The following is a 20,012-nucleotide window of genomic DNA, read 5'->3' on the forward strand; positions in this document are numbered from 1 at the left end:
AGACTCAGGCACAAGACGCAAGAGCTTCTCTGTTAATTTATTGATTCTTAATGGATTTTTTTTATTATCTCTTTGATATGACTCAATTTTTTTATTGCATTTTTTATGCACTCAATAAATCAATGGGACAGTTCAAAAAAAGGAACATAACGATCTTGTTCAAATTGACCAACACGCCATATCTCCCATTGTAACAGATGAGATGAGTGAGCAAAGACACGAGCACGCACTTTTTCACCCAATGCTTCAAGATCATAACCTGTTGCGTGCCCCGTATTAATCATAAAGTTACAGTGCATTTCGCTCATTTGAGCACCCCCAACTCGCAAGCCACGGCACCCTGCCTCATCAATAACGCGCCACGCAGATGTCCCTTCAGGATTTCGGAAAGTTGATCCACCTGTTTTTTCACGAACAGGTTGTACTGTTTCTCGATGACGGGTTACTTCATCCATAGCAGCACGAATATCATCTTTATTTCCTAAGTGTCCTTCCAACAAAGCAGCAGTAAAAATAAGATCTTCAGAAACATTACAATGACGATAGGAATACTGCATATCCTTCAAACTCAAGACATGACGCTGTCCTTTACGATCAAAGGCATAAACCTCAATAACACGTGCCGCTGTCTCAATACCATTCGCCCCAGCATTCATTTTGAGTGCTCCACCAAGACCACCAGGAATACCATGATAAAAATGGAAACCTGCAATCTCAGCTTCTAAAGCCGCTGCTGCCAAATGTTTATCTGCCGTAGCAGCACCAACAAAAAAACGCGTTGGAGAAACTTGCCGCACTTGCCCAAAACCTTTAGCCGAAAGACGAATAACAACACCAGGAATCCCCCCATCACGCACCAGAAGATTAGAACCAATCCCCACAATCGTTACAGGAACAGACACAGGAAGATTTTGAAGAAAAAGAGCTAAATCTGTTTCATCCGCAGGTTGATAAAAAAGTTCTGCTCGTCCACCAGTGCGAAACCACGTGACCTTACGCATCTCAACATTAGGCGTAAGTTTACCTTTTATTCCGCCCAACATCGGTTGCAATCGCGCCAACAGCGCTTCTCCATCAATGTGCTGAAAATTTATCATTGTTATCAAGTACCGCCAATTGATGAGGCAATGCACAAGCCCACTGTGTGATATTGCCAGCACCAAGAAAAACAACATAATCCCCCGAGCGAGCGAATGTAGAGACAATAGAAACAACATCCTCTAGTCCATGAATCAAACGCACATCACGATGACCCGCCATTTGAATATGTTCTACCAACTCTCTCGCACCAAAACCAGTGATCGGTTCCTCACCGGCTGCATAAACGGGTGCAATCAACACTGTATCTGCATCATTAAAACAAGCAGCAAAATCATCAAATAAATGATACAAACGGGAATAACGATGTGGTTGTGCAATCGCAATCACACGCCCTTTTGTACTCTCACGCGCTGCACATAAAACAGCCTTTATTTCAACAGGATGATGCCCATAATCATCAAATATTTCAATGCCGCGCCAACTTCCTGTTTGCGTAAAACGCCGTTTTACACCAGCAAATTCTGCTAAGCCCTTTTTTATAGATTCATTTGAAATACCAAGTTCATGCGCAATAGCAATCGCCGCTGTTGCATTAGAAACATTGTGTTGCCCAGACATTGGCAAAATCAAATTTTTCAACTCAGTCTTTCTACCTGTTTTGCGCGAACGAATAAGAACATCAAAATGCGTTTTTTGACCATCCATCGAAAGATTTAAAAAACGAACATCTGCCTGTGGATTGGCACCATATGTGATCACCCAACGATCATCAATACGACTAGCCAATGACTGAACCTCTGGGTGATCAAGACACAAAACAGCAAAACCATAAAAAGGAACATTCTCTACAAATTGCCAAAAAGCCTGGCGCACAGCATCAAAATTCCCATAATGATCCAAATGCTCAGCATCGATATTCGTAACAACAGCAATATCAGCAGGTAACTTCAAAAATGTACCATCGCTTTCATCGGCCTCAACGACCATCCAATCCCCTTCTCCCATACGCGTATTCGTACCATAAGCATTGATAATACCGCCATTAATCACCACAGGATCCAAATGACCAGCAACAAGAAGTGCGGCTACCATAGATGTTGTTGTGGTTTTACCATGCGTACCACCAACAGCAATTGCCCGACGAAATCGCATAAGCTCCGCTAGCATTTCCGCACGTTTTACAAGTGGCAAATGTCTTTCTTTCGCAGCAATATATTCAAGATTTGTTTTTTTAACGGCAGTAGAAAAAACAACAACCTCTGCATCTCCTAAATTTTCAGCATGATGACCTATATGAACATTAATTCCTTTGCCCCGTAAACGTTCAACATTTGCACTCTCAACTTGATCTGACCCTTGAACTTTATAGCCAAAATTATGAAAAATCTCAGCAATTCCACTCATGCCAATACCACCAATTCCGATAAAATGGATAACGCCTATATTAAGTGGCATTTTCATCAAAAAACTCCTCTTTTATATTTGACAATGATTGCCCTGCAATCAACGCTTCTGCCATATCCGCAAGGCGACTGGTTGCATGAGGTTGTCCAACTTTTTTTGCAGCAAGCGCTTGTTTTTCCAATAAGTGCGGAGAACAAAAAGCTTCTGTTAAAAGAGAAGCAAGTCTTTGTGCGCTTAAATCCTTTTCTGCGACGATTTGAGCCCCCCCTACAGCAGCAAGCAATGCAGCATTTTCTGCCTGATCATGATCTAAAGCATGAGGATATGGAATAAGCAAAGCGGGACGACCGATAAGAGCTATTTCACAAACAGATGAAGCTCCAGCACGTGATAAAATAAAATGAGATCGCGCCATACGTTCAGCAATATCCTCAAAGAAAGAGGCAACTTCTGCTTGCACACCCATCTTATGATAGATTTCTACTAACTCTTCAGCGCTACCGCGAACTTGCTGAACAATTCGTAAACGTTTACGATTCTCATCATCCAACAACGCAACTGCTTCCGGAACAATTTTCGAAAAAGAAGAAGCACCTTGACTGCCACCAAAAACCAAGAAATGAAATGGCTTTTCACCAGTTGATGGATCGTAGGAAATTTCTGCTGCTTTAAGAACAGCCTCACGCACAGGATTTCCTGTAAGAAGTATTTTATGAGCATAAGTATCATTGGTCGATAACAAACCACCTGCTATTGCATGCACAAAACTTGCTAATGCACGATTAGCACGCCCCATAATCGCATTTTGTTCATGAATAAATGTTGCGCGTCGACTTAAAGCCGCAATCAAAAGGGGGGGAAAGGTAGGATATCCACCAAATCCACCAACAAGCATAGGGCGCAGCTTATAAAACAGCGCTAATGACTGTCCCATTCCTTTTAATAAAGCCAAAAATGTTTTCACAAGTGCAAAAGGATGGCGTCCTGTAAATGTTGCTGATGAAACTATATGTGTATGCTCTTCATCAAAGCAGCGTACAAAACCTTGCGCTCTTTCATCGGTTACCAAATGGACATCATATCCACGTTGCCTTAATTCAACGGCAAGCGCTTCAGCAGGGAAAAGATGCCCACCTGTACCACCAGCCACCAAAACAATAACTTTGTCATCCGTCATAAGTAATATCCAAGGCAGAAGGAGAGGAAAAAGCAGAAAGACGTGCTTCTGGCCAGCGGCGTGTTAAACCAAGCAAAATACCCATTGAAAATGCAATCGCCAGCATTGATGAACCACCATAGGAAATAAAGGGGAGTGTCATACCTTTTGGAGGAATTAAATGAAGATTAACTGCCATATTAATCGATGATTGAAAACCAATCATCATCGCTATACCAGTAATACCAAGACGTATAAATGAATCACGCGTATTCAACGCTATATACAATGAACGTATAACGATAAAGCCAAAAAGCATCATAATGAAGAGACACAAGATAATACCATATTCTTCAGCAGCAACGGAAAATACAAAATCTGTATGGCTATCAGGAATGATCCGTTTCACTGTTCCTTCTCCCGGTCCTTTCCCAAACCAACCACCATTCAAAATAGCATCACGTCCTACATCCACTTGAAAGGTATCACCTTCACCCGTCAAAAAACTATTGATACGTTCGCGAACATGGTGAAGAAAAAAATATGCGAAAACAATTCCAACCATACCTAAAACAATAAACAAGAAAATAATGGTAAGAGGCACACCAGCAACAAAAAACAAACCACCCCATGTGGCGCTTATTAAAAGTGTTTGACCAATATCAGGTTGTAGAACAAGAAGCACACAACAAAAAATATAAAGTGCGGTAGCTAATGTATAGCCGAGGATACCTCTTCCCCGTATATGTTCCGAAAAAAGCCAAGCAGACATTACTACAAAAGCTGGTTTCATAAATTCTGAAGCCTGTACAGAAAAACCAAAGAGAGGAATCCACCGCCGCGCTCCCTTTAATTCTGGACCAATAAACAAGGTCGCAATCATAAGAACGAGCGTTACAACAAGCAAAAGAGCACATAAACGGCGAATATTACGAAGCGAAAAAAAAGAAAGTGTAACCATCGTAAAAAACGCTGGAATACTAAAAATGACATGCCATCTAACAAAATAAAAACTATCAGCAATTCCAATTTTTTTTGCAATAGTAGGGCTTGCCGCAAAAGAGAGCATAATGCCAATCCCCATTAAAATCAAACAAGCAGCAAAGATAGAGCGATCGATCGTCCACCACCAATTTGCAATTGGGTCTCTATCTGCACGCGTGACCATTATATCCACCTCATCTTTTTCACAATTTTACTCAAAGTGATACGGTTCCTCTCTTTTTAGCAAACACTTTAAAAACTGAATTACACAAAAAAAGATTCCGGAGTCTTAACATAAAAACATTTTTTTAAATTTATGCTTCTTTTAACTGCATAACCAAAGAAACAAAGGCTTCTCCACGCACTTCATAATTTTTGAATTGATCATAACTAGCACAAGCAGGTGAAAAAAGAACTGCAACCTCTTTTGCCTCGCAACACATAGCATCAATAGCAGCTTCACGCACCGCATTTTCCAAAGTTAAACACATCGAAAAGGGAAAGGCAGATCCAATAGTGCGAGCAAATTCTTCCGCCGCACTCCCAATTAAATAAGCTTTGCGAATTTTATGAAAAAATCCTCTTAAAGCCTCAATCCCACCTTCTTTCGCCTGCCCTCCAACAATCCAAAAAATATCATTAAAAGCAGCAAGTGCAGGAGCCGATGCATCCGCATTTGTAGCCTTGCTATCATTGATAAACAAAACCGCTCCCATTTTTCGCACTTGCTGCATACGATGAGCCAACCCTTTATAATTCGCTAAATACTTTTCTATCTGTGGGTCTGTTATTCCTAAAGCCTGCAATGCTGCTAACGCCATAAGAGCATTTTGCGCGTTGTGACAACCACGCAACGCAGTCATATGAGCAAGATCTGCAAGCAACTGACGCTCTCCATCACGAACAGCAAAGAGCTTTGTCCCATCAGCATAAAAACCATTTTCAACAAAGTGTTCTTTGGAAATTGCTTCAACTTGATGATCTTCATGAAGCAATTGATGATACAAAGCCTGACAAGCAGCATCATCAACTGAAATCAAAGCATGAGAAGCCCTAGCAACTAAAGGCCGTTTGGCTTGTACATAAAGATCAAAACTACCATGGCGATCAATATGATCCGGCGTCACATTCAATAAAAGTCCAACAGTTGGCTGCAAAGAGGGTGTGAGATCAATTTGAAAGGATGAACATTCAATCACATAAATACGTTTTTGAACAAATGGCTTAAGCGTTAATATTGGAGTGCCAATATTTCCTCCCATTTGCACATCATAGCCCATTTGTTCTAACAAATGAGTAAGCAAAGCTGTCGTTGTTGATTTCCCATTTGTGCCCGTAATCGCAATGAACGGAACATCCTGATCGCAAAAGCCAGAGCACTGTAAAAAATGATTGCGTGCACGAACAAATAATTCAATATCACCGATAATTTCTATATCTTTTTGACGTGCTTTCTCAACAACCCAATGAGGCTTAGGATAAGTTAAAGGAACTCCCGGAGATAAAATCAATGCAACAAACTCTGACCAATCTGCATGAAGAAGATCTCTCGTTGGAATATTTTGTCGAACAGCAGCTTGTACACCTGAAGGAGTATCATCCCACACAACCACTTCTGCACCGCCCCTGATCAGAGCTTGCGCAGCAGCTAATCCTGATTGCCCTAATCCAAACAAAGCAACTTTTTGACCTTTATAACACGCAACAGAAATCAAAGTTTTACCGCAATTTAAGTGTTGAGAGACCGATGAGAGCAAGAACAATTGAAATAATCCAAAAGCGTATTACAATTTGACTTTCAGTCCACCCTTTTTTCTCAAAATGATGGTGTATCGGCGCCATAAGGAATACACGTTTTTTTGTTAATTTGAAATAACCAACTTGAATAACAACCGAAAACCCTTCTAGAACAAAAAGCCCACCAATCAGAGCCAAAACAATTTCATGCTTGGTTGCAACAGCGACAATACCCAAAAGCCCTCCAAGAGCCAACGAACCAGTATCCCCCATAAAAATAGCCGCAGGTGGTGCATTAAACCATAAAAAGCCAAGCCCTGCACCAACCACAGCCCCCAATAAAACAGCCAATTCACCTGTTCCTGATACATACCGAATTTGGAGATAATCCGCAAAATTGATATTACCAGAAAGGTAAGAAATCAGAGCAAAAGACAAGGCTGCAACCATCACAGGAACAATAGCAAGCCCATCAAGACCATCCGTCAAATTTACCGCATTACCAGTTGCGACAACGACAAAAGCAGAAAAAGGAATGAAAAACCAGCTCAAATTGATGAAATACTCTTTCACAAAAGGCAGAGCCAGTCCAGGAGAACCAACCTGTAAGAGAACAAAAGCAGCAATCGCTGCAACCAAAAACTCTAAACTCAACCGTGCTTTACCGGAAAATCCTTTGTGTGTTTGTTTTGTCACCTTAAGATAATCATCATAAAAACCAATTGCCCCAAAAGACAGCATAACAAAGAGAGATACCCAAAAATAAAGATTTGATAAATTACACCATAAAAGTGCCGATACCACAGTGCCCGTTAAAATCATCAATCCGCCCATGGTAGGCGTTCCTGCCTTCTTAAAATGTGTTTGAGGACCATCAGCGCGAATGGGCTGCCCTTTTCCCTGCCGTAATTTAAGAGAAGCAATAATGCTAGGACCAAATAAAAACACAATAAGCCCTGATGTAAGCATAGCTACTACGGTGCGAAAAGTGATATAACGAAAAACATTGACGCCTGGAAGCCAATCACTAAACGAAGAAAGAAACAGCATCATAGTACAGAAAACCTTTTTAAATTAGAGAGAAACCCTTTGATAGCGATCAAGCAGTGCAGTCACAATATCTGATGAATAAAGACTATGGGATGATTTAATCATAAGCAGATCTCCATTGGAAATTTCTGCAAAAATAAGCGGTAAAATTTTTTCAATATTTTCAGCATAATGAACCTTCACGTATGTGGACAGATCAGTGGCTAAAAACTTCATTGCCTCACCAAATAAAAAAACCAGATCAGCACCAGAAAGAGACACCGGCTTTACAAGATCACGATGGAGTTTTTCACTATAAACGCCTAACTCCAGCATATCCCCTAAAATAGCAATTCGCCTCCCTCCTTCCCCTACTGGCCCTGTAGCAAGCAAACCAAGAGCAGCATGCATAGAAGCGGGATTAGCATTATAGCTTTCATCAATTAAATGAAATTCGCCCCCACTTGGCAAAGACAATCGATAACGAATACCACGCCCCTTTTGAAGAGAAAAACAGCTCAAAGAATGCAAAACATGTTCCAAATCAATGCCAATGGCATCACAAACGGCAAGAATACCTAAACTATTTTGAAGAATATGTCGCCCAGGAGCCCCAACCTTCATCACCCTATCTTGTCCAGAAATAGGGACACGCATAGAAGAATAATCTGTTAAAAGACGTATATCCCTCGCTTGGTAATCAGAATTTTCAGTCTCACCAAAGCTTAAGATCTTTTTCACACCACATTGCTTTGCCTTTTGAACGAGATAAGAAAAAAAATCATGATCCGCGTTTAAAACGGCAATGCCTTCCTCATCTAGCCCTTCAAAAATTTCAGCTTTTGCATCTGCAATTTCTTCAAGATTTTTGAAGTGACCCATATGCCCCGTAGAAATATGCGTAATGAGAACAACATGCGGATAAACCAACTCAACCAAGGGGCGAATTTCATCTTTATGATTCATCCCAATCTCAAAGATACCATAATCACTCTCCACAGGCATCCGTGCTAACGTGAGCGGTACGCCCCAGTGATTATTCAAAGAAGCAAGATTCGCATGAACCTTTCCAACAGTTGCAAGCACTTGTTTGAGAGCTTCTTTTGTTGTTGTTTTTCCAACAGAACCTGTTATTGCTATAATTTTAGCTTTTGAACGCTTGCGTGCGGCTTTTGCAAGTTGCTCTAAAGCTTGCAAAACATCAGGGACAACAAGCAGTGGAGCGGATATTTTTTTCATATCAGATAAACGATTTTCCGCAACAACAAGAACGCCTGCTCCTCGTGCATAAGCTTGCGCAGCAAAATCATGACCATCAAGATGATGTCCTTTAATACAGAAAAAAATATCGCCCTTTTCAAGAGTACGACTATCAATAGAAACCCCAGAAAAAGTTTCTGGCAAGCTCCCCACTACAAAGCCATCAATTGCAGAAACAAGCGCTTGTTTATTCCATAAAGCTGTCATCTATTGCGCTCCTGCAAAGCATCAATCGCTTTTAGGCGATCTGAAAAAGGAGTTGTTTTTTGCCCTATAATCTGACCATTCTCATGTCCTTTTCCAGCAATAATTAAAGTATCCCCTGCTTTCAGAAGCCCAACCGCATAACGAATGGCTTCACCACGATCTGCAATTTCTATTGCTCTTGGAACTGCTTGTAAAATATCCTTGCGGATTTTTTCTGGTATTTCTGTGCGCGGATTATCGTCTGTTACAATAACAATATCAGCCTTCTGTTCCGCAATTTTTCCCATTAATGGTCTTTTTCCTTGATCACGATCACCTCCACAACCAAAAACAAGAATTAAACGCCCTTGTGTAAAAGGGCGAACAGAAAGCAATACCTGCTCTAAAGCTTCTGGTTTATGCGCATAATCTATATAAACAGGCGCATTATTTTCTGTCTTTCCAACCAATTCTAATCGCCCAGGCGCTCCCTGCAAAGTTTCAAGCGAACGAAAAACCTTCTCAGGAGAAACACCTGTTGCAATTGCTAATCCCGCAGCCATAAGCGCATTAGCTACCTGAAAATCTCCAGCTAAAGGCAAATCAAATGTATAAATATTATTTTCCATACGACATTCAACATGCTGCTTAGAACGCTGATGCTCAACACGATTAATGGTAATAAATTGTCCTTTCCGTCCAATTGTTAAAACACGACGGCGTGCTTTCGTAACTTGGTCGATAACCTTTTGTGAATAAACATCATCTGCAAAAATCAGAGCTGGAGCATCTTGTGGCAAAACCGTATCAAACAACCGCATCTTAGCACGTAAATAATCCTCTACACAGGTATGATAATCCATATGATCACGCCCTAAATTGGTAAAGGCCGCCGCAGTTAAATGGACCCCGTCCAGTCGGCTTTGATCAAGACCATGTGAAGATGCTTCAAGGGCTACGTGTGTAACACCTTCATTGGAAATTTCATAAAGGAGGCGCTGTAAAGCTACCGGATCAGGAGTTGTGAGAGAACCAGAATCATTCCTATGAGGAGAAACAACGCCTACTGTCCCTATGCTGGCAGCACAAAATCCAACATGAGTCCAAATTTGCCGAGTAAAAGAGACAACAGATGTTTTTCCGCTTGTCCCTGTCACACCCACAACCGTTTCAGGTTGAGAACCATAAAAACGTGCAGCTGCCATCGCTAAACTATGACGAACATCATCAACGCGTAAAAGGGGAACAAATAAATTCTCAACTATCATATCACGATCTGTAACGATTGCTCGTGCACCACGCGTTAGTGCATCATTTATATAATGTCTGCCATCACCTTGCTTTCCTTGAACAGCTACAAAAACATATCCCGGTAAAACTTGCCGAGAATCTGCACTTATTCCTGTTATTTCCATTGAAAAAAGAGCTTCATCTTCAAGACATTCTGGAAAAACTGTTCCAAACAACATGATAACGCACCTTTATATTAATTTGACTGTTGTTTCACAACTCTCGAATTGTTCTTTGTGTTCAAAAGAGGCTCGTATTCTTTTTCAAAATCTGGTTTTATTCCCAAAAAACTTGCTGAACGACGAATAATATTAGCAAGCATTGGCCCTGCATTCATTGCTGCTGTTGCTGAACGCTGTCCATCTTCAGGCTGCGGTTCATCGATAATTGTTAAAACAACATAAGCAGGATTTTCAATAGGAAAAGCAGCAAGAAAACTATTGAAATTTTTTGTTTTAGAATATTTCCCATTTTCTACTTTTTCAGCTGTTCCTGTCTTACCACCAACACGATAACCTTCTACTTTTGCGTTACGCCCAGAACCAATATCACTGTTTAATTTATAAAGATAACGCATATTTTGACTCGTTTTGGGTTTTAAAACCTGTTTTGCATATTTTAAAGCTTCTGCTTGTGTGCGTTTCAAAAAGGTAGGTTCAATCAACCACCCATCATTCATTAAAGCAGCAGCACCTACGGCTGTTTGCAAAGGCGTTGTTGCCATCCCATGTCCAAAAGCAATTGTCATAGAATGGATATCCTTCCAATGACGTGGCGCAACAGGATGGGCAACTTCAGGTAATTCTGTTGTCAATCGATCAAGTAAACCAAGTCGTCTCAAAAAATCACGATGTCCATCGATCCCTACCGCCAACGCCTCTTTAGCAGAACCAATGTTAGAGGAATAAACAAAAACCTCCCAAAGTTCTAAAGGACGATTTTTTCCATGAAAATCACGGATAAAATAATTTTGCCCTGCTTGAAGAGGCTGTGAAGCATCAATGACACTCTTTAAATGAAAAAGCCCTGAATCAAGCGCCATTGCGGTCGTAAAACTTTTAATGATAGAACCCATTTCAAAAGTTCCAGCGGTCATTCGATTGAGGCGATCACTTTTGAGAGCTTCAACGGGGTTTCCAGGATCAAAATCTGGTAGTGATGCTAAAGCCAAAACCTCACCAGTGTGGATATTTAAAATAACAGCTCCCGCAGCAAGCGCTTTATAACGCTTCATTGCCTCCCTCAGTTCATCATGCACAATAGTCTGAATACGTACATCAATCGAAAGTTGAACTGGCTTTAATGCTTCTTCAGTTGCAAGACCAGCAGCACGCAAAGCACTCAAACCAGCATCATCAATATATTTTTCCATCCCCGCTATACCCTGATTATCAACATTCACCATACCGAGAATATGCGAAAACACTGATCCACTTGGATAAAAACGACGAATTTCAGTCCGAAAACCAATTCCTGGAATACCAAGAGCCATAATTTGTGTCTTTTGTGTTGATGTCAATCCACGTTGAATCCAAGAAAAACTAGATTTCTTTTTGAGACGTTTATAAGTTTCCTGCCAATTAAGATCGGGCAAAACTGTTGAGAGCAATTCAATTGTTTCATCTACATCAAGAATGCGTCGTGGTTCCGCAAAAAGCGAATAAGTCTTAATATCCGTTGCCAATAAACGGTTATTACGATCAATAATATCAGGGCGCGCCGTTAATTGAAGGACAGTTGGCCCTTTTGCTTCTTCAATCTGCCCACCTTCAAGCCCATAAGAAATAAGGCAAGCCCCCATAACGCCATATAAAATAAAGAAACAGAGCAAAGAAAAAAGCAAACGTGCACGACTAGAATACGAACGACGAACGGGAAAGTTATGGACATCCAACGGGGGTTTTAAGCGCTTTTTTTTCTGTAAGAATAAAAAGTATGATTTCATCACTGCACGCCTTTTTGAACATCGCCATTTACCTGAGAAGCGCGATTATTCGCCACAATATCCTTACTTTCCTCTAATATATTTTGTTTAATGACTTCTTCAATTTGATCATGGTCACGCACCGGAATATCCTCAAATTCGACAATTTGGCGCGGCTGTATAATCTCTAAACCAAGCTCTTTTTGATAACGTCTTGCAAGTTTTTGCATACGTGAAGGTTCTATCATCACAGCCCATTCAGCACGAAGCAAATTTACCATATTTTTTTCTGCAGCAATTTCATGTTCAAGACGACGAATTTCGCTCATTCGTTTTTGAACATCATATTTTACCTTATAAGTAAGACCTGCCATACAAATCATAATCATTACTAAAATCATATCAAATGTACGAAAAACTGTCATTTTTTGTTTCCTTCAAAACGAGCAATCTCTGCCATACCAAATAATTTCATATCTGTGCTAAGACTCTCTGCCTTTGTACGTACACCAATACGCAACCGCGCAGAACGTGAACGAGGATTTTTCTGCAACTCCTCTTCATTTGCAGTTATACCACCTTTAAACAAAGGCAAAAATGTTGCTGGAGTCGTCTTTATTTCAGGAAGATGGCGCGATCGCATACGTTCTCCTGAACGAGCAGAAAAAAATCTTTTGACCATACGATCTTCAAGTGAATGAAAACTCACAACACCTAAACGTCCTCCTGCTTTTAAAACACGTTCAGCGGCAAATAAACCACGTGCAAGTTCACCAATTTCATCATTAACATAAATGCGAAGAGCTTGAAAAACACGCGTTGCAGGATGAATGCGGTCCCCACTTTTACGGCCCACCAATGCTTCGATGGCGTGAGCAAGATCGCCTGTACGTAAAAAGGGTTGAACGCAGCGACGCTTTTCAATCATCCGTGCAATTCGTCCCGCATAGCGTTCTTCTCCTAATATTCTAAAAATTCGCGCCAAATCATCAACTTTCAAACGATTAACAACATCTCCAGCAGTAAAACCAGTCTGCGCCATTCGCATATCCAACGGACCATCTTTTTGAAAAGAAAATCCTCGCTCTGCTTCATCAAGCTGCATTGAAGAAACACCAATATCTAAAATAACAGCGTCCACCTTTTCTTCAACAACACGATCCAACTGAGAAAACTCGATTTGTACCAAACGAAGTCTTGGGGAAAATTCATCAACAAGAGATTGTCCTTGATCAATAGCATGAGGATCACGATCAAGAGCAACAACCTGTGCACCCGCATTTAACAACGCGCGCGTATAACCACCAGCACCAAAAGTGCCATCAATCACTTTTGCTCCAACCAATGGCATAAGCCCAGCCAAAACTGGCTGTAACAACACTGGAATATGGCGCTCAGTTTTATCATCCTGTTCTGTCAAAATAATCCGTCTTGATTTATGCGTTTTCAAATCAACAATCGTACATGGCAACTGGTATCAAAAGAACCAAAACCAACTCTCATATTCATCATTATGTAAAGTCGAAGCGAACCAGATATGCATTCTAATGCATTATACTTAAAAAAATATTATAATTGTAAAAAACAATCTTTACTTGAGTGCCGATTTCAGAAACGCACCCTTTCTATATTTGCCAGCCCCCAATGTTGCGACAGCCCTTGCATTAAGACGATTCATAATAAGCAGGTTCGAGATAAGAGAATCTTAGGATATTTGAGGGTCTAATTCAATATGCAAAATAGTAAATTATCTTTATAAATCAATATGTTATCTATATGAAAAATCTATATACACTCACATCACAATATCACTTACCCGTAACATTCATGATATAAAATAGAACAACAACGAAATATCAGTCGGCCTATAAGCCGGGTTCTGTATGGTAAAGCTTATACTTTCCATGGCAACCATTCATCTAGGACGGATGTTACCACCCGCCTCGTGCAACCTACCCGAATGACTCGCCCGGAAACCGGCTGCAAGTTAAGCCTTGCGCGTCATTTCTATTTGGTCTTGCTCCCGGTGGGGTTTACCTTGCCACATTCATTACTGAATGCGCGGTGGGCTCTTACCCCACCCTTTCACCCTTACCTATAAAAATAGGCGGTTTGCTTTCTGTGGCACTTTCCCTAGGGTCGCCCCTGCCGGGTGTTACCCGGCACCGTTTTTCCGTGGAGCCCGGACTTTCCTCACCTGCACACCTTGAAGCATGAAACAAGCGCGGCTGCCCAGCCGACTGACACATCCTTTATAAAACATTTTTCATCACATGCAAAGAGCAGCTTCAAGATATTTTAAAACAAACACACCCCCTTTAAGGCTATTTTATCTTAATGAAGCCAGATAAGTTTTTACTTTTGAGCAATATTTTGCTGAAATGGAATTCATTTTTCTTGCCCCATGACCTGCATTATATTTAAGAATTGTACCACACGTATTTCCACCACTTAGTGTATATGCCCGCGCCAAATAACGCATACCATATTCAAGATTGGTCGCAGGATCATAAAGATCTTTAATAGAACCATTAAAACCCAATCCTCGCGCAGTAGATGGTTTAATTTGCATCAAACCTATTTCGCCAGCAGCTCCTTTTATACGTGCCTTATAATTACTCTCAATTCTTATAACAGCATGCGCTAAGTTAACAGGAACATTATACTTATTTGCAAATTTCTGAATAAGAAATTCATACGGACGAGCAGAAATCTTAGAAGAAGGAGTCACTGAGCTTTTATTTGAACCTGCAACATTTAAGCTCGTATGAGTCCAACTTATATCAAACACAAAAAATACAGCAAATGCCGTATTTAAAAGGAGTTTCAAAATTTGCATTTTTTTCTCTTCACTCAGACATTCTCAAATCATAACCGCAACGGTATTGCGGGCGCATTCTACAGAAAAAGAAAGCTAAAGAGCGGCTTGAAAATGAAAATATTAAGACAATTTCAAGATATTTTTTTGCAACAGAAGAAAGTTACTCAATTTACTTATTATATCTTTCTATATCTCATAAAACATCGGAAAATAAAGAAACTATAATGAAAGTTTTAACATGCTAAAAAAGATAATATACTCTACAAATTTTTGATACAATTACAATACACTCAAATTTTAGCAACCAAAAACAGTATTAAAAATGCCTCTACTATTTTTTACATATGATTATTAAAATCTATAAGGCCAATTCCATAATTGCAAAAAGCAACATAAACGAGAACGCCTTCACCAAAGTCCCTTGATAACACAAAAACCTTACTCGGAACAAAAACCGCTATTAACACTTTCCATTGGCTGATAAATACTGGCTACTAAAAAACTCTGCTAAACACGCTATCCCAAAAAAAACATCGCGTAGGGAAAGCACGCCAATATACATAAATACATTAATTTCAGGCTATATAACAAAACTTAATAATTATGTCTATCTGTTTTTAGAAAATTCTATAAAGAGGCAAAATAAAAGATTACAAAACTACCTGAATAAAAATTCACATTATTTTTTATTCAAAATATTTTTTCACATACTGTGATTTTACCAAGCCTGCAGATCCCTCCATCTTTAGAACTTATACAATGAATAAAGATCTTAAAATCCAAGAAAAGCAAAAAACGCCCTTAAGATCGCACAAAAACACACTTTTTAAAAGAACTAAAAATAAACATCAGTAATAGAAGGATGGAAAACCGCTTTTGATAAAACCACAACAACAGTTTTCCCCAATTTACGAGCTTGTTCACTACTCTGACCATTTGCAAAAGCAGCAGAAACTACATCACGACGGAATTCCTCAATCAACTGCTTCTGTTGCTCAGGATTCAGCTTAGAGAGTTCCATTATAATATCTGGAAACAATGTTGACAATCTTTCTAGAAGAATTTCCTCTGTAAGATTAACCTGCTGTGAAGAATGCTGTGAAGAAAAAGAGCGCCCGAATAAAAACTTATGAACTGTAACATTTCGAGAAGCAAAGAGACTGGCAATAAAAATAAAAAATATAAACATGCCAAAAACGATACGACGCCAGCAAAAACCCATCATCTCTTACCTAAGAAAAAACCCCCAAACAGCTCTTAACTATTATCTTCACCCTACACCATACAATATTATCCGCCTATACCCCCCACCTTATAAGACTTTAACAAACTTTACATATAAAGCCTGACTGAGGAAATCCTCAGTCAGGCCAGACAATCTAAGGGATCCACGCGGGGGGGGGGGAGGAGGTTCCCTGATCGTCTTCTTACATCAACTATTAAGATAGCGGATGTAATATTCTTGCTATGGAATAAAATATTTTAAACAACAAGAAATTCTTATCATCTTCTAGGCAAAAAAAGACAAAAAAATTATAAATCGTTTAAAAATGAAAAAATTTAGGCAAAAAATATTCAAAATGATCCAATTTGAAGCAATTTTATTCCAAGAATTATCAATACGAATCTATGAAGATCATCATTTCCATATTTTCTCAGAAACTCTAGTTTGTATAAACTTCCCTTATAAAAAGCATAAAAACAGAAATAACTTATTCAAAAACTCTCACCGCAACAATTTCAGTTATGAACCTTTTAGCTCTTTTAAGTTTATATAATTATGCCTTTTCGAAGATAATTTATCCCGAATCATTCATCATCGAGGATTAAAATGAGGACAGATTATTTTATAACCAGCAATAAATTCAAACACATTATAAATGGCTGCCCTCACAGTCTTGGCTTTATAACAATGCCTTTAGAGATATCCCCTACAAACACAGATTGAAGCATCAATAGTCCCATGCAAACAACACAATGCGCAAAAAAATGATAACGTTTCAAAGACTTAACAAAAGCTCTTGCGCTTTGTAACTGAAAAAAATTAAAGAATATAACATGTAAAAAAATATGATCATGCAAACTGTATCTTTTTATCTTTAAGATCATCCACCAGTAAACGTGGATCACGTGCAAGCCAAAGCTTAACCACGAATCCTACCTTCTTTTCATTTTGCATAGGAGCAACAGACACTGTTTGTTCCAGAATAAGTCCCGCATTTTCAAGCCATTGTTCTATTTGTGTATCTGAAAGTCTAAGATTTCTATGAGCATGGTAAGAATATGAAGACTCAATTTCACCACCAATAAAATCTACAATCAGTAAACGTCCATGAGGACGTAAAATACGTGCAACCTCATGAAGAGACATCTTAGGATTCTCAAGAAAATATAAAACCCAATGAAAAATGACCAAATCAAAAGTTATATCTCCAGTAGATAAATGCAAAACATCTCCATCTAGCGCAACTTCAACTGCACGCCTATAAAGACCTGAAAACAATTTTAAGAGAGAGCCTGTATCTGTACCGATAGCCATCATGGTCTCAAATGGTTTATTGCCAATAATTTCAAGTAAAGCATTTTCCACAATCGGATTTGCAATATAAGATAACTGTAATGCTTCCCACTGCGCTGTCTTTTTTAAAAAATACTGTCTTCTGCTTGTTTGGCGCTGTTTTTTAATATCCGCCAAACGTGCCAAATCACACGCTAACATCTCATCGTACTTTGGCAAAGCTGAAAGGGCAGCCTTCACAATGTCTTTACCAAAACAGCCGGAACAAAACTTAAAATAAGTCCGTTTCCCCTTTTGATAACACACAACAAACCCTGCTTCATATAATAAACGTAAATGGTGTAATACATGTGATTGAGACTGGCCAAGGATAAAAATAAAATCAGAAATTGTTAAATCATTCTGATACAAGAGTGCAAGAATACGTAAACGACTTATCTCCGCTATCGTTTTCAACAATATAATCAGTGCATCCAAACTTACTGTTTTTTTCATCACTATTCTCTCAGAGAAACATTTATTTCCTACGAATAGAAAATGAAGAAGAAGGCATAGAGTTGCATCACTTCTGTTGATATTGTTTTCTGTTATATAAAAAACAAACAATTGTTAGAAAATAAACAGCACTCCTTTCCGCTATCCCCTAAAACAACAGCAGAGTTGCTTGCATCGTAACCTGTCAACTGCATATAAAATTCACACCCTTCCATTATAACCTGATCTGTAACAAACTCTCATATACATCGCCAACATATTAAAGCATAACGACGTATTGCCGTAAAAGATATTATAAAGATTCCACACTATAATTCTTATTTTGGAGTAACAAATAAAAAAACTTACAACATAGTAGATACTCTTTCTTTTGAAAAACACTAGACAGCATCACCATTTTCTCAATGAATTTCAAAAAAGATAAGAAACTCTAGCGTGTAAATGGCTTATAATTGGCACGTTTAGGACTAAGAGCATCCGCACCAAGACGGCGAACCTTATCAGCTTCATATTCGGCAAAATTACCTTCAAACCATTCGACATGCCCATCCCCTTCGAAGGCCAAAATATGTGTTGCCAATCGATCAAGAAACATACGATCGTGCGATATGATAACTGCACAGCCTGCAAAATTTTCCAATGCATCTTCTAGTGCACCTAATGTTTCAGTATCTAGATCATTTGTTGGTTCATCAAGGAGAAGAACATTGCCTCCCTCCTTTAAAAGCTTAGCCAAATGGACACGATTGCGCTGCCCACCTGATAAATTTGCAACCTTCTGCTGTTGATCTGTTCCCTTGAAATTAAAAGCACTACAATAAGCGCGGCTATTCATCTCATATTTACCTAACTGGATAACGTCATTTCCACCAGAAATTTCTTCCCAAACAGTTTTATCTCCCGCTAGAGAATCTCGACTCTGATCAACATAACTCATATGGACTGTTTCACCGATGCGTATTTGTCCAGAGTCTGGCTGTTCCTGTCCCGTCAACATTTGAAACAATGTGGACTTTCCCATACCATTGGCACCAATAACTCCGACAATACCACCCGCAGGAAGCTTGAAAGAGAGAGAATCAATCAACACACGCGCACCGTATGCTTTAGAAAGGTTATCAACTTCAATGACAACCTGCCCCAATCTTTCGCCAATAGGAATAATGATTTGTGCCTCTCCAGGACGGCGCTCACGTGCAGCTTGAACTAACGCATCATAAGCCTTAATACGAGCTTTTGACTTTGCTTGTCGCCCTTTTGGACTAGAAGCTATCCATTCTTGCTCACGCGACAAAGCACGCTGACGCGCAGCCTCTTCCCGACCTTCCTGAGCCAAACGTTTGGCTTTCGCCCCCAAATAAGCCGAATAGTTCCCCTCATAAGGAATACCTTTTCCACGATCTAATTCTAAAATCCAACCTGTCACATTATCGAGAAAATAACGATCATGTGTAATCAAAAGCACCGCACCGGGATATTCGCGTAAATGCCTTTCAAGCCAAGCCGTCGTTTCGGCATCTAAATGGTTTGTCGGTTCGTCCAAAAGCAACAAATCAGGTTTTGACAAAAGCAATTTACAAAGCGCAACACGCCGTTTCTCACCTCCTGAAAGCTTTATCACACTTTCATTAGCTGGTGGACAACCAAGAGCCGCCATAGCCATTTCCACTTGACTTTCTAAATCCCAAAGATTTTGGCTGTCGATAATATCCTGAAGACGTGCACTTTCATCAGCTGTTTCCTCACTATAATTCATCATCAATTCATTATAACGCTCGAGAATTGCCTGTTTATCTGCAACACCTTCCATCACATTGCCCCGCACATCTTTGCTTGTATCAAGAAGAGGTTCTTGCGGCAGATAACCACAACGCGCCCCTTCAGAAAGCCACGCTTCTCCAGTATATTCCTTATCTAGCCCAGCCATAATCCGTAAAATAGTTGATTTACCTGCACCATTCGGTCCTAAAATGCCGATTTTTGCATCTGGATAGAAAGACAAATGGATATTTTCTAAAATTTTTTTATTGCCGTAAGACTTGTTAAGCCCAGCCATATGGTAGATAAATTGACGTGCCATAAATTTCTCTTTACATTGTGCGATACTAAAAGATGAGGACTTTGAAAAAATTCTTTTGCTTTTCTTACACTGTGCGGTAAAGAACGC

15 protein-coding genes and 1 other RNA gene are annotated in these 20,012 nt (G+C 39.6%); all 16 read right to left on the reverse strand.

Going from position 1 to position 20,012, the window contains the following annotated elements:
• Positions 1–119: 119 nt before the first annotated feature.
• The 16 genes from murB to ettA all read right to left on the reverse strand — a co-directional run bounded on the left by murB (position 120) and on the right by ettA (position 19,925).
• Positions 120–1,097 (reverse strand): UDP-N-acetylmuramate dehydrogenase, encoded by a 978-nt coding sequence (gene murB, locus NPX99_RS03335; protein ID WP_269030423.1) that lies wholly within the window; start codon positions 1,095–1,097, stop codon positions 120–122.
• A complete protein-coding gene (murC, locus tag NPX99_RS03340) occupies positions 1,075–2,502 on the reverse strand; it encodes a UDP-N-acetylmuramate--L-alanine ligase (RefSeq protein ID WP_269030425.1) in 1,428 nt (475 codons plus the stop codon). The genes murB and murC overlap by 23 nt, the downstream gene beginning before the upstream one ends.
• A complete protein-coding gene (gene murG / locus NPX99_RS03345; protein ID WP_269030427.1) occupies positions 2,486–3,622 on the reverse strand; it encodes an undecaprenyldiphospho-muramoylpentapeptide beta-N-acetylglucosaminyltransferase in 1,137 nt (378 codons plus the stop codon). The genes murC and murG overlap by 17 nt, the downstream gene beginning before the upstream one ends.
• The gene (locus NPX99_RS03350; RefSeq protein WP_269030429.1) at positions 3,612–4,769 is read right to left on the reverse strand and encodes an FtsW/RodA/SpoVE family cell cycle protein; all 1,158 of its coding nucleotides are present in this window, start codon (positions 4,767–4,769) and stop codon (positions 3,612–3,614) included. The genes murG and NPX99_RS03350 overlap by 11 nt, the downstream gene beginning before the upstream one ends.
• A 130-nt stretch (positions 4,770–4,899) precedes the next feature.
• On the reverse strand, positions 4,900–6,300 hold the full coding sequence (gene murD / locus NPX99_RS03355; protein WP_269030430.1) for a UDP-N-acetylmuramoyl-L-alanine--D-glutamate ligase: 1,401 nt from the start codon (positions 6,298–6,300) through the stop codon (positions 4,900–4,902).
• Positions 6,301–6,304: 4 nt separating this feature from the next.
• The gene (gene mraY / locus NPX99_RS03360; RefSeq protein WP_269030432.1) at positions 6,305–7,375 is read right to left on the reverse strand and encodes a phospho-N-acetylmuramoyl-pentapeptide-transferase; all 1,071 of its coding nucleotides are present in this window, start codon (positions 7,373–7,375) and stop codon (positions 6,305–6,307) included.
• Between the two features lie 21 nt (positions 7,376–7,396).
• Positions 7,397–8,818 (reverse strand): UDP-N-acetylmuramoyl-tripeptide--D-alanyl-D-alanine ligase, encoded by a 1,422-nt coding sequence (locus tag NPX99_RS03365; RefSeq protein ID WP_269030434.1) that lies wholly within the window; start codon positions 8,816–8,818, stop codon positions 7,397–7,399.
• On the reverse strand, positions 8,815–10,266 hold the full coding sequence (locus NPX99_RS03370) for a UDP-N-acetylmuramoyl-L-alanyl-D-glutamate--2,6-diaminopimelate ligase (RefSeq protein WP_269030436.1): 1,452 nt from the start codon (positions 10,264–10,266) through the stop codon (positions 8,815–8,817). Before NPX99_RS03370 ends, NPX99_RS03365 begins: the two co-directional genes overlap by 4 nt.
• A gap of 17 nt (positions 10,267–10,283) precedes the next feature.
• Positions 10,284–12,032: a peptidoglycan D,D-transpeptidase FtsI family protein gene (locus NPX99_RS03375; RefSeq protein WP_269030438.1), complete on the reverse strand. Its 1,749-nt coding sequence runs from the start codon at positions 12,030–12,032 to the stop codon at positions 10,284–10,286.
• Positions 12,032–12,436 (reverse strand): cell division protein FtsL, encoded by a 405-nt coding sequence (ftsL, locus tag NPX99_RS03380; RefSeq protein ID WP_269030440.1) that lies wholly within the window; start codon positions 12,434–12,436, stop codon positions 12,032–12,034. Before ftsL ends, NPX99_RS03375 begins: the two co-directional genes overlap by 1 nt.
• Positions 12,433–13,431 (reverse strand): 16S rRNA (cytosine(1402)-N(4))-methyltransferase RsmH, encoded by a 999-nt coding sequence (gene rsmH, locus NPX99_RS03385; protein ID WP_269030580.1) that lies wholly within the window; start codon positions 13,429–13,431, stop codon positions 12,433–12,435. Before rsmH ends, ftsL begins: the two co-directional genes overlap by 4 nt.
• 432 nt (positions 13,432–13,863) lie before the next feature.
• An RNA gene (gene rnpB / locus NPX99_RS03390) (RNase P RNA component class A) lies at positions 13,864–14,255 on the reverse strand.
• A gap of 85 nt (positions 14,256–14,340) precedes the next feature.
• Positions 14,341–14,850, reverse strand: a complete 510-nt coding sequence (locus tag NPX99_RS03395) for a lytic transglycosylase domain-containing protein (protein WP_269030442.1) — start codon at positions 14,848–14,850, stop codon at positions 14,341–14,343.
• A gap of 817 nt (positions 14,851–15,667) precedes the next feature.
• Positions 15,668–16,054 (reverse strand): hypothetical protein, encoded by a 387-nt coding sequence (locus tag NPX99_RS03400; RefSeq protein ID WP_269030582.1) that lies wholly within the window; start codon positions 16,052–16,054, stop codon positions 15,668–15,670.
• Positions 16,055–16,906: 852 nt separating this feature from the next.
• Complete coding sequence (locus NPX99_RS03405; protein WP_269030444.1) at positions 16,907–17,845, reverse strand: ArsR/SmtB family transcription factor; 939 nt, start codon at positions 17,843–17,845, stop codon at positions 16,907–16,909.
• Between the two features lie 430 nt (positions 17,846–18,275).
• On the reverse strand, positions 18,276–19,925 hold the full coding sequence (gene ettA / locus NPX99_RS03410) for an energy-dependent translational throttle protein EttA (RefSeq protein ID WP_269030446.1): 1,650 nt from the start codon (positions 19,923–19,925) through the stop codon (positions 18,276–18,278).
• Positions 19,926–20,012 lie beyond the last annotated feature (87 nt).

Origin of the sequence: Bartonella sp. 220B, from assembly GCF_026930205.1 — a bacterium.
GTDB lineage: Bacteria > Pseudomonadota > Alphaproteobacteria > Rhizobiales > Rhizobiaceae > Bartonella.